General features: G+C 40.9%; 9 protein-coding genes and 1 tRNA gene. 8 read left to right on the top strand and 2 right to left on the bottom strand.

Going from position 1 to position 12,248, the window contains the following annotated elements; all coding sequences use genetic code 11:
- Positions 1-3: 3 nt before the first annotated feature.
- Positions 4-627 carry a TenA family protein gene (locus tag RMY63_RS27575; protein ID WP_322731750.1) on the top strand — a complete coding sequence of 208 codons (624 nt, stop codon included), beginning with the start codon at positions 4-6 and terminating at the stop codon, positions 625-627.
- Positions 628-893: 266 nt separating this feature from the next.
- Here the strand turns inward: RMY63_RS27575 and RMY63_RS27570 are convergent, their stop codons facing one another.
- Positions 894-2,516: an iron uptake porin gene (locus RMY63_RS27570; protein WP_322731749.1), complete on the bottom strand. Its 1,623-nt coding sequence runs from the start codon at positions 2,514-2,516 to the stop codon at positions 894-896.
- A 405-nt stretch (positions 2,517-2,921) separates the two neighbouring features.
- Between RMY63_RS27570 and RMY63_RS27565 the strand changes: the two genes are divergently transcribed.
- From RMY63_RS27565 to RMY63_RS27545, 5 genes are all read left to right on the top strand, one after another.
- The gene (locus RMY63_RS27565) at positions 2,922-3,863 is read left to right on the top strand and encodes a metal ABC transporter substrate-binding protein (protein ID WP_416212558.1); all 942 of its coding nucleotides are present in this window, start codon (positions 2,922-2,924) and stop codon (positions 3,861-3,863) included.
- 92 nt (positions 3,864-3,955) lie between these two features.
- Positions 3,956-4,732, top strand: a complete 777-nt coding sequence (locus RMY63_RS27560; RefSeq protein WP_322731748.1) for a metal ABC transporter ATP-binding protein — start codon at positions 3,956-3,958, stop codon at positions 4,730-4,732.
- Between the two features lie 26 nt (positions 4,733-4,758).
- A complete protein-coding gene (locus RMY63_RS27555; RefSeq protein WP_322731747.1) occupies positions 4,759-5,640 on the top strand; it encodes a metal ABC transporter permease in 882 nt (293 codons plus the stop codon).
- 74 nt (positions 5,641-5,714) lie between these two features.
- Positions 5,715-5,787 (top strand) — tRNA-Phe (locus RMY63_RS27550).
- A gap of 267 nt (positions 5,788-6,054) precedes the next feature.
- Entirely contained in the window at positions 6,055-6,441 is a 387-nt protein-coding gene (locus RMY63_RS27545; protein WP_322731746.1) for a hypothetical protein, read from the top strand.
- Between the two features lie 33 nt (positions 6,442-6,474).
- Here the strand turns inward: RMY63_RS27545 and RMY63_RS27540 are convergent, their stop codons facing one another.
- Positions 6,475-7,794, bottom strand: a complete 1,320-nt coding sequence (locus tag RMY63_RS27540; RefSeq protein ID WP_322731745.1) for a lipid-A-disaccharide synthase — start codon at positions 7,792-7,794, stop codon at positions 6,475-6,477.
- 305 nt (positions 7,795-8,099) lie between these two features.
- Between RMY63_RS27540 and RMY63_RS27535 the strand changes: the two genes are divergently transcribed.
- Both RMY63_RS27535 and RMY63_RS27530 read left to right on the top strand, forming a co-directional pair.
- Positions 8,100-10,520, top strand: a complete 2,421-nt coding sequence (locus RMY63_RS27535; protein ID WP_322731744.1) for a hybrid sensor histidine kinase/response regulator — start codon at positions 8,100-8,102, stop codon at positions 10,518-10,520.
- Between the two features lie 110 nt (positions 10,521-10,630).
- A complete protein-coding gene (locus RMY63_RS27530; RefSeq protein WP_322731743.1) occupies positions 10,631-11,935 on the top strand; it encodes a response regulator in 1,305 nt (434 codons plus the stop codon).
- Positions 11,936-12,248: the final 313 nt, after the last annotated feature.

Below are 12,248 nucleotides of genomic sequence, written 5' to 3'. Positions count from 1 at the left end.
CAAATGACTTTATCTAACGAATTATGGGCAGCAAATCAAGACTTGGCCGAAGCTTGCTTAGAGCATCCTTTCGTTCGAGGCATTGGCGATGGTACTCTTGAGCAAGCTAAATTTGCTTACTACGTAGGGCAAGATGCTTTTTTCTTAGAAGCTTTTGCGCGTGCCTACAGTATCGCCGCAGCTAAAGCACCAGACTGGTTAGGTTTCACTACATTTCATAATTTAGCTAGTGGAGTTTTAGAAGAACTTCGCCTGCATAGTAGCTATGCTTCTGAGTGGGGAGTCAATTTGTATTCTGTAGAACTTGCATCTGCCACCCGCCGCTATACTGATTTTTTGTTAGCAACTGCTTGGAGCAAAGATGTGGGTTTAACTGCTGCGGCGATGTCTCCCTGTATGCGTTTGTATGCCTTTTTAGGAGAAAAATTGGCTTGTAACGGTATTCCTAATCATCAATATGCAGACTGGATTCGTACTTATAGCAGTGCAGATTTTCTGCCACTAACACAACAATTAGAAAATTTGGTTGACGATTATGCCGCTACCAACTCTGTTGTGCATTCAACTTATCGTTATGCGATGTTTTGTGAACGCGACTTTTTTCAGGCTGCGTGGATGTTCAGTTGAGCAAATTCATATCTAGTAACCTTTTTGACCTTTCCTAACCGTCAAACTCACATTGTTTTAATACCAATTAGAAAAAATAATGCAAAAAATAGACCATTTGTAGAGACGCGATTTATCGCGTCTTTAGCCAAGGATGTGTTGCAATCATTAATTGAATTGGTATAAAATGTCAAGCCCAGTAAAAATGCTGAGTTTTATTTTTAAACCTATACACAAAACAAAAGACGCAAATTTATCCTTTGCGTCTTCTTTTAAGATTTTAAAAATTAGAAACTGAATGTGGTTCTCAATGCACCAATAACAACATCATCATTGGTGTCATTGTGATCTGGAGATGTTAACCAGATAACTCCAGGAGTAATAGTGATATTGTCACTCAGCTTATACTGATAGAAAGCCTCAAGATGATAGGATGTATCAGGATCATTATCCAATCCTGCAATGTTAGAGCTTGTCAGTTTCGGCTCTATACCAGCGATGATACCTGCTAAGTTACCTTTTTTACCGAGGTCAGGGAAGCCGAGGGTGACAGCATAGTTCCAAATATCAACGTCTCCACGGGTTCCTCTCAAGCTTTGGCTGTTGGTATATCCAGCCCAACCACCCAAGACGATATTATCAGTGATGCCAATGGATGCTTCGACACCGTAAGAATTACTGGAAAATCCTACTTGCTCTTCCGGTAAACCCTGGATAGCTGCTATATTCTGGAAAGTGGCGGCATTGCTACCTGTGAGTAGTGGTTGGTTGTAAGAATTGATGTAAGTTAAACCGATAGAAATGCGATCGCTTGGTTTAACTGTCAGCTGTGCCAACGCACCATAAGAACCATTGAACAAACCATTATTAGGTGTAGGGTTATTAGCTGTACCACTCAAATACCCTAGACTTAATGCCAATTTTTCGTTGAACTCGTATGTTACTCCCAACCCTGCACCATTTATTTGGTTATAAATTGGGTTACGTGTACCAAAGGTAGACAAAGCACCAAAAGCGCCATCACCATCAAAGAGATTGACAGTGCTGGTAAGGTCGTCTGCTGCACCTGCATTGGCAATAGCGACAACCTCTGTTTTTTCACCCAAGGGAAATCTGTAGAACAATGCATCTATCGCAGCATTAGTAGTACCATCCTCGCCAGCAAAAAATAAGTTACCTTCTGGCGTACCAATGTTAGGGCTGAGAATATTATTAGCTTGGATTCTGGTGAACAGCGTATCTTTCCCTGTGAAGCTGGTAACAAGTTCTATCCGTGCCCGTACCCCTAAAGTTGTATTCTCGTCTGTAATTTCTGCACCGTTAACTGTATTTCCTGACAGCACATCGCTGACGACTGCGACAACTTGTCCTTGCAATTTAGTTGTAGTTGAAAACTGATTCGCCTCCAATTCAGCATTGCGTACTTCTACTGCATCCACACGACCCCGGAGTGTCGCCAGTTCTGCGGAAAAATCTTGTTGCAACTTTTGTAATGTGGCTAAATCTTGTTTGTTAACTAAATCGCCAGTGGCTGTCGCAATAAGTTCGTTAACGCGATCGAGACAAGCATTCAAACCAGCAGCAAACTCATATCGCGTTAATGCCCGATTACCGCGATAAGTGCTATTTGGGTATCCTGCAATACAGCCATAGCGCTCAACTAAAGACTGTAATGCTTGGAATGCCCAGTCAGTAGGTTGTACATCGGAAAATTGAGACACAGAGGTAACTTGCCCCATCATCCGATCTTGCGCTATGTTCTGATCTTTTATGTCTGGATTAGCTAAAACTTGCGGTTGATTGATTTCAGACTTACCCGATGTTTCACCTGCAAATGTAGCAGTATTCACAAATAGGATGACACCGCAGACTGCTGGACTAACTAACAGATATTTCCAGAATTTTTGCATTTCTCTCCTCACACTGATCTCCAATTCACACCCAAACCACGTTTTTTTAACGTGTATTTTATGAGAATATTTGTCAGCAATCTTATCAGAAGTAAGCAACCTTTTTAACAAAAAAAAGTCAAGAAATCCTAATTATTTAGGGAAAACCAAATTGCAGAGGGCTGTACTGTCTGAAAAAGTTTTGTTGTTACTCATTACACAGCAAACCCAAAATGATATTATGCACTTAAAATGAGAATGAGAATTATTATAGTATAAAATTTAGAATACTTCCCATAGTCAATAGCGATGATGACAGAGGTAGAGCAAGCATCCGTTTGGAGGAGAAATATCGTGATTGTGAATTGCAGAGAAGTTAGAACAAGTAGGCAAAGAAGCGGCATCTTGCCCATAATTGCTTTGCTAATGTTGTCGATGGCAACTGGGTGTAGTCAATCGAATCCAAATCAGAGAACAACTTCTGAACAGTCGCCGCAAGCACAGGAAGCTGCTTCTACCCCACAGTCACAGTCGGGAAAAACTAAAGTACTAGCGACATTTTTGCCGATATATTTGTTTACGAAAGCAGTAGCTGGGGATGTGGCAGATGTAGAAATTCTAGTGCCACCTGGTACGGAGGTACATGAATACCAAGCGACACCAGCAAATGTCAAAGCGATCGCTACTGCTAAGGTGTTAGTAAAAAATGGTTTAGGCTTGGAGGAATTTCTGGAAGGTACTGTCAAAAATGCCCAAAATCCCCAACTAACTGAAATTGATGCTAGTAAAAGTATTAAACCCTTGAATGAAATTTCACCTGTTGTAAAAACGACACCAGATGAAAAAGACCACGAACATAGTCAGGGTAATCCTCACGTTTGGTTAGATCCAGTTTTGGCAAAACAGCAGATAATTAATATTCGAGATGGATTAATTGCTGCTGACCCCGCAAACAAAGCTACTTACCAAGCAAATGCTACGGCTTATATTAAAGAATTAGAAAGTTTAAACAGCGAATTTCAACAAACTTTGCAGAAAAATCCCAGTTGCACCTTTATTACCTTTCATGATGCGTTTCCATATTTAGCCAAACGCTATAACCTCAAGCAAGTTGCTGTGGTGCAAATTCCCGAAGATCAACTTTCACCAACAGATGTCCAAAATGCCGTCAACGCTGTGAAAAAATACAAAGTTAAAGCTTTATTTAGCGAACCAGGAGTAGATAATAAACTGCTGACCAGCCTTTCTAAAGACTTAAAAATAACTTTGCGTACTCTCGATTCTCTAGAAACTGGCGAAACAGATCCACAGCATTATTTCAAGGCAATGAAAGCTAATTTGCAAACTCTGGAAACATCGTGTAAATAAATTTGTCATTTGTCAGTTGTCCTTTGTCCTTTGCAAATGACCAATGACCAATGACCAATGACCAATGACTAATGACTAATGACTAATGACTAATGACTAATGACATTCCTATTTTAAAAGTAGAAGGATTAACTGTTTATCAAGGCAGCTATCTAGCTGTTCGAGATGTTTCCTTTGAATTATTGCCAGGAACAGATACAGCCATTGTTGGCCCCAATGGTGCTGGTAAAAGTACCCTGGTAAAAGCAGTTTTAGATTTGATACCTCGAAGTGCTGGGACGATTGAAATCTTGGGTCGTCCAATTTCCAGATTGGGGCATTTACGCCATACGTTGGGCTATATGCCGCAAAACTTCATTTTTGACCGCAGCTTTCCTATCTCTGTCAGCGAATTAGTAGGACTGGGATGGACTAAGGAAGGGAAAAAAAAGAGTTCATTTTTTTCCAAGCTGGGGAGACAAGACCGAGAAAAATCGGCAGCAGTAACAGAAGCTTTACGGCGAACTGATGCTTATCATTTACAGCATCAAGCCATTGGTACTCTTAGTGGCGGTCAGCTCAAGCGGGTTTTATTAGCTTATTGTTTGGTAATGCCTCGGAAACTCTTGGTACTAGATGAAGCCTTTGCTGGTGTTGATGTGCAGGGTGCAGCAGATTTTTACGCTTTGCTAAATGAATTAAAGCGAGAGGAAGGTTGGACAGTATTACAAGTTTCTCACGATATTGATATGGTAAATCGGCATTGCGATCGCGTGCTTTGCCTGAACCAGAGCATTGTTTGTACTGGTAAGCCAGAAATTGCCCTTTCACCGCAAAACCTGTTAGCAACCTACGGCCCAGGTTTCAGTCGCTACCAGCACCAACATTAAAAGAATTCGTAATTAAAGAATGAAAAATGCCAGTAATTATAGATTTCTTCAATGATTGTCAGATAACTTGGTTAGCGATCGCTAGTGGTAATGACTTGCTAGAGTTATTACAACTTCCCTCTATACAGCGTGCAATCGTTGGTGCTGCTTTGATGGGAATACTTGGTGGGATCTTGGGTAGTTTTGTTACCTTGCGCCAGTTGTCATTTTTCAGCCACGCGGTAGGTCATGCAGCATTGGTAGGTGTGGCGTTAGGTGTGCTGCTACAAATAAATCCTACTTGGATGCTGTTACCTTTTACTTTAGTTTTTGGGGTTATTGTCCTCTACTTTATCGACAAAACCGACTTAGCTAGCGATAGCATACTTAGCATAGTGCTATCTGGGGCATTAGCGATCGGTTTAATTCTCACGAGCTTAATTAAAGGATATCGTGGCAACTTGATGGCTGTACTGTTTGGGGATATTCTAGCGATCGACACTACAGATTTGATTTTGACGCTGCTAGTCCTTGTGGGAGGTAGCATATTTTTACTATCAACTCTACGACAGCAAATTTTATTGACCCTTAATCCCGATGTTGCCCAAGTTCAAGGTGTTCCCGTCCAATTGTACCGCTACGCCTTTGTGGTCTTGCTTTCACTCGCCGTTGCTGTTGCCATTAAAGCTGTTGGTGTTTTATTGGTGAACGCCTTTTTGGTCATTCCCGCCTCTACCGCCAAACTGATGAGTCACCACTTTAGCCGCTTTCTAGTCATGTCAGTGATAGTTGGTTCCATCAGTAGCATTGCTGGCATCATTGTCTCAGGTCTTTTCAACCTTGCTTCTGGGCCAAGTATTGTTCTTGTCCAGTTTCTACTATTTGTAGCCGTTTTCATCTGGTTTAAGTTGACTTTGAAAGCTGCATAACTATTTTTCTCCAAAGACTTGCTATATTCTTAGATATTTGCTACATTGATTAATCGTGGCTAACAAAAGCCCTAGCCGGGATAGCTCAGTTGGTAGAGCAGAGGACTGAAAATCCTCGTGTCACCGGTTCAAGTCCGGTTCCTGGCACTATCTTAAACCCTTTGAAATAATTTGATTTCAAAGGGTTTGTGGTTTGTAAGTACTAGCTTATATAAAAAAACTGTTGTAGCTTTGACTTAAATCTGGGGTATTTTTGGATACATTTAGATAGAAAATGGGTGTAAATAAGCTAAGAAGCAGGAGATTTACCAAGTAGTTGAAATCTTGTTAACCTTTATGCTTAAAATTGCACAAGAGGTTTATTTAGCATCTACTCACAGCTAAAGTTGACCCTTTGCAGGACTACCCCAAGCAATGCTGACTGAAATTTTGCCTTTCCGTTTTGAGTTAGACACGATCGCGATCGCTGGAGCGAGTTTGTGGTCATTGGCGCTATATCTAGGTTTTTCCAAAGTCAATGAATGGGTAATCGAGCAACTCAATCGCTGGTTTAACTTTGCCGAGCGATCGCTTTACACCAGCCAGTCGGAATTTGAAAAGACTCGTAAAGCCAGAGAATCCCAAAATGCTTTCTACGCCTCACTGTTTAGCATTGTGCCTTTTTTGGTAGTCGGCGCTTTCTGTAACTGGGTTCTGGAAATTAGTTTAGGTGAGAGTTGGGGAATTAGTACAGGTATATTAGCCTGTATGGGTGCCGGCATTTATGAACTTGGGCGCAGGGATGGAGAATCTTCAGATTAAGCCAGAGTAAAAATGAGGGAGATGTTGCTCTCATTACTCCCTCATCTCTCCCGACTTCCTAATTTCCTCACCAACAATCTGTGCTATCTTCTGGGCTGCACCGCTTTCACCACGAATATTACGGAGTTTAGCGCGCATATCATCCAATTTTTCTGGATGCGTCAAAAAGTCTAAAACCATTTCCCCAACTTCTTGTGGTTGAAGTTTACCTATAAGTTCTGGGACTATCTCTTCCTGTGCCCAAATATTTGGCCATGCTAATAAACCTTTGCGTCTCACAAATCTTAGAAATGACCAATTAATCAACTTAGCAAAGGGTGTACCGACTACTGGTAGATTTGCCAACAATCCAGGTAAACCATCCCAAGAACGCATAGCATCAAGTTGCTGCGTTGGTAGTAAAACAATCATTGGCACTCCTAAAGCACCAAGTTCAGCAGTGTTTGCCCCCACCGTAGTTAAGCAGATGCAGCACTGGGATAATAAGTGATATGCAGGGTTTTCTTGCCACAGTTCCACAATTAAGCCGGCTGCTGTTTTGAGCAATGGCTTACCTTTAGCATCCTCTGGGACAATTAAGGAAGCACCATCAAAGCCAAAGGTTTCAGCCATAGAGTTCTTTTGAGGATCGGCAAAACTAGCTAAAGTTGGTAAATCCAAAGTTGGCGCTACAGGAATCACAAATCTGGTTTGCGGTCTTTTTGCATAAACGTATTCGGCAATGGCTAAAGTTAATGGTACTCCTTGGGCTAATTTTGCTGCTTTCGATCCAGGGAGTAAACCAATGATTGGGGAGTGGGGAAGGTGGGGCCCCCTCTGGGGATAAGGGGTAATGGGGAGTAGGGAGTAGGGAGTGCTGACTTGTTCTTGTGCTTCTAGCATCAAATCGCCGACAACAGTGAATTTGTGAGCATATTTCTGGGGAACACGGGCTGCAACTTCAGGTTTCATGACTCCAAAGCGATCAATTCGGTTATGCCACCGGGCTGACCATTCGGCGTAAACTACTGTGCGATATCCGAGCTTTTTGCCTATAATCACTGGAAAAATTTGATCGCCGCCCAGAAAAACGACTACACCGCGACTTCTCCAATCCCAATTTTCAAATGTTTTACCCCAAAGCAAAAATTGCCAAAAATGTTCTGCTGCCTGAACTCTATCTACTTCTGGGTAAGAAAGAGCGATCACTGCTTCTTTACCACTGGCATTTGAGCAAGGTGATAATACTACAGAAATTCTCACTAAAGAATGGTCATCCCCTAATTCTTGCCGCAACGCCTTTACTACTGGACGCACCCAGGTTGTTACTTCACCGGGGCCATTTGAAAGGATCAGAATATCTACTTGAGTCATTAGTCAAAAGGCAAATGTTACCTAATTCTTTACTATGTTATCGGTATATACTGTAGCTTGTTAGTGAGATTTGATAATCTGTTCCAGATTTAATTTGTTGCTACTATTAGTTAGTTTTTCAGGGAGTTTAACTCGCTCTTTTGCCTGTTTGATGTGGGCTTGATGGTCAGCAAAGTTTAGGGTATTGATAATCGCAGCTATAGATAACAATCATAGCTGCGATTATCAATAATTTTTTGGGCAATCTAAATATATATAGCCCTTTTTTTTTGCTTACCAAACCCATTGTTTAGAGGGTGAATCCTGTGCTCAAAGGCAACTCCAGCCCATCCGCTTCCAAAATATATTCCTCGCGCAATTTACTGATCCGATTTATTCTTGGCGGCACTACTCTTATTGTAAGTATTTCTGCTTATTTTAGCTATCAGGCTGCTCGGAAAATAACGCTAGAAGACTTGAGAGGAAAAGCTTTTTTAGAGGTACAGAAAGGGGTTGATGAAATTGAAGAATGGTTGCATGTTCGGAAAGTAGAGGTGCAAACCCTTGCTCATACTTCCGCTGTCCGCTCCTTAGACTGGTCTGTGGCAGAACCTTATTTAAAGTCAGAAATTGAGCGGATCGATGAATTTTTCTTTTTCCTAATAGCTACCCCGGATGGTTCGTATTTTAATACTAAGGTTGGTCGGTCAAATAAAAATATTAAGGATCGAGACTACTTTCAAAAAGCACTAGCTGGAAAAAGCAACATTTCCGATCCCTTTATCAGCCGTTCTACAGGCATTCCTTTAATTGCGATCGCCACTCCAATCTGGTCAAATTCTCCGACCAATCGTTCGCCGATTGGGGTTTTCCACGGCAATGTTAAAGTCGATCGCATTGCTAAGGTGGTCAACTCGTTGCGCTACGGCAAGAACAGCTATGCATTCGCCCTCAATTCTCAAGGAGAAGCGATCGTCCATCCCAACTCAACGTTAATGTCAACGTTAGAAAAACCTGCACCCAGCCTGCTGAAAATTCCAAATCGGAATTTAAATGCGATCGCGCAGCAGATGGTAAACAAACAACAGGGAATTCAGTTGATGGAAATGGACGGCACCAAAAAGTATGTTGCTTATGTGCCGTTGCGAGAAGCTAATTGGTCTGTGGCTTTGGTAATTCCGCGCCAAAATATTGAATCTCGACTACAATTCCTCGATCTGATCGCCCTAATTGTGGGCGGATTGACAGTAACGATGATCGCTGTCTTGTGGCAGGTGCAAGCGTTTGAACAAGCTCAATTGAAAAAATCTAAAGCAGCGGCTGATACTGCAAACCGGGCTAAGAGCGAATTTTTAGCCAATATGAGCCATGAACTGCGAACGCCCTTGAATGGTATTTTGGGTTGTGCTCAAATTTTGCTGCGTTCTCAAGGTTTGCCGGAGCCAGAGAAATATCATGTAAATATCATTGAACAGTGTGGCTCTCATCTGCTGACTTTAATTAATGATATTTTGGATCTTTCCAAAATTGAAGCGCAAAAACTGGAACTGCATCCTCAAGATGTGCATTTTCCATCTTTTTTACAGGGTATTGCAGAAATTTGCCAGATTCGGGCAGAACAAAAAGGCATTTTGTTTGTCTATGAACCTGCAAGCAACTTACCCACAGGGGTTTCTGTTGATGTCAAAAGGTTACGTCAGGTTCTCTTGAATTTGCTGGGAAATGCGATTAAATTTACTGATGAGGGTAAGGTTAATTTCAAGGTTGAGGTAGTCGATCGACTTCCTGCTGATGAGCAGACAGAGAAATATCACATTCACTTTAGTATAAAAGATACAGGAATTGGCATAACTCCAACCCAATTGGGCAACATTTTTTTGCCATTTGAACAAGTAGGTGAAAAAAAGCATCAGATAGAAGGAACAGGGCTGGGTTTAGCGATTACTCGGCAGTTGGTGCAGATGATGGGTAGCAATATCCAAGTTAAAAGTGAGATTGGTCAGGGTAGTAATTTCTGGTTTGAAATTGCGATCGCCCAAGCCAGCGAATGGGTACAGTCTGCGATGGCTGCATCCAAGGGACAAATCATTGGCTTTACAGGCAGTCGCCGCACCATCATAATGGTGGACGATCGCTGGGAGAATCGCACAGTAATTACAAACTTATTACAACCATTGGGTTTCAATGTGATTGAAGCTAATAACGGTAAAGATGGTTTAGAAAAAGCGATCGCCATTAAACCAGACCTAGTGATTACAGATTTGCTGATGCCAGAAATGGATGGGTTTGAATTGATTAAACACCTGCGTCATACCCCAGATATCCAGGATGTCAAGATTATCGTCTCTTCTGCTAGTGTCTTTGAAGCCGACCAACATCGCAGTCTGCAAGCAGGAGGTGACACCTTTTTGAGTAAACCGATACAGGCAGATGAATTACTGCGTCAATTAGAGTGTCATTTAGGTTTGGCATGGATTTACCAGCAGTCTGAGGAACAAAAAATCAATTCTTCGCCTACAACACTTGATAGCTCATCAGAAAAATTGACTCCTCCTTCTCCTGATGTATTGCAGGAACTGATAAATTTAGCCAGTAAAGGTAACTTCAATGACATTCTCAAATGGGCAGATAAACTAGAGGAAACAGATACAAAATTCGCTCCCTTTGCTAACCAATTGCGGCAGCTAGCGAGGCAGTTTGATGAAGATTTAATCCTCAATTTTTTGACCGAAAAGGAAAAGGATTAATTTCCCTAAATTTATTTATGGAGATTGTAGTGTGTGAATTTTGAATTTGGAGTCTTCACCTTTGGCGTCTCGCAAACAAGCAACATGAATCAATATAGAGTATAAATATTATGACAGCAACGATAGGCGATCAGAAAAATACCCTAAATAGCGAGCCTAGCAGAGGAATTATTTTAGTTGTTGATGATAACCCTGCCAACTTACAAGTTTTATCGAGCTTTTTGGATCAGTCTAGCTTTGAAGTTTGGGCAGCTCGCAGTGGTGAAAAAGCCATTCAGAGATTAGACAATGATAATTTACCAGATTTAATCTTGCTTGATATCATGATGCCCGGTATCGATGGATTTGAAACTTGTAAATACCTAAAAAGTGATAGCAATCCTCGTGTCCAGGATATTCCGATCATTTTTATGACTGCTCTTTCAGATACTGCTGATAAGGTTAAAGGATTGCGATTAGGAGCTGTAGATTATATTACTAAACCTTTTCAGTATGAAGAGGTATTGGTGCGAATAGAGCACCAACTGAAGCTGAGAAATTTGACGAAAAGCTTGACTGCTAAAAACGCTGAATTACAACAGATTCAAACCCAACTGATTCAAGCAGAAAAGGTAGCAACCTTGGGTCAAATGACAGCAGGAATTGCCCATGAAGTAAATAATCCCATCAATTTTATTGCTGGCAACTTAAATTTTATTGAAGAGTATTTCCAAGAGGTTGTTAATTTACTCAAACTATATCAAAAGTATCTGCCCGATCCACCAACTGAAATTCAAAATGCTATTAAAACAAAAGATATCAATTATTTGTTAAATGATTTATCCAAAATTATTCAATCTATGCAACTAGGTACAGATCGCGTTACAGAAATTGTGTCATCGTTGAATAAATTCTCTCGACACGGAGAAGCAGGGAAAAAACTGGCTAACCTGCATGAAGGTTTAGAAACTACGCTACTCATACTTGGACATCGACTGAAATCGAATGCTCATCGTCCAGCAATTAAATTAATCAAAGAATATGGAGAATTACCACTTGTTGAGTGCTACCCAGGCGAACTAAATCAGGTTTTTATGAATTTGATTGGTAATGGTATTGATGCGATTGAGGAAATCAAAAAAAATCAATATTTTGATGAAAACTTTAGACATATTGGGATGATTTGGATTAAAACTGAGGCAATTGAAGAACGAGTTATTCTCAGAATTGCAGACAATGGATCAGGAATCAGCGAAGCAAACCAGACAAAGATATTCGATGCTTTTTACACTACAAAAGCCATCGGTAAAGGAACAGGACTAGGTTTATCTATTGCTTACCAAATTGTAGTTAACAATCATCGCGGTCAGCTAAGTTGCCATTCAACACAAGGTGAGGGTACAGAGTTTGTGATTGAATTACCTACACGGCATTAATTATAGTGGTTTTGTATTTACAACGAGCGATCAACCTCTCGTCTGTTATTAAACTGATATAATTTGCATTGAATAAAAAGCTCAAGGAATTACAGTAAATATGCTCAATCAAGGAATTGCGATCGCATTTCTCTGAATTCTATCGACTTCTGGGTAAGAAAGGGCGATCGCTGCCTCTGATTCTGAACGATTATACCGTTCCTCCAGTGGAAATACTATTGGGAATGTTGGTTTGGATGATGCGCGAAGGTTAGATATTTTTATCTTTGTTTCTTAGTGTCTTTGGTTAAAACAGGATCGCTTCAAAGATACG

It is taken from the genome of Nostoc sp. ChiQUE01b (genome assembly GCF_034531255.1).
Taxonomy (GTDB): Bacteria; Cyanobacteriota; Cyanobacteriia; order Cyanobacteriales; family Nostocaceae; genus Nostoc.
The sequence above is the reverse complement of the archived record's forward strand: the minus strand, read 5'-3'. Positions and strand labels throughout refer to the sequence as shown.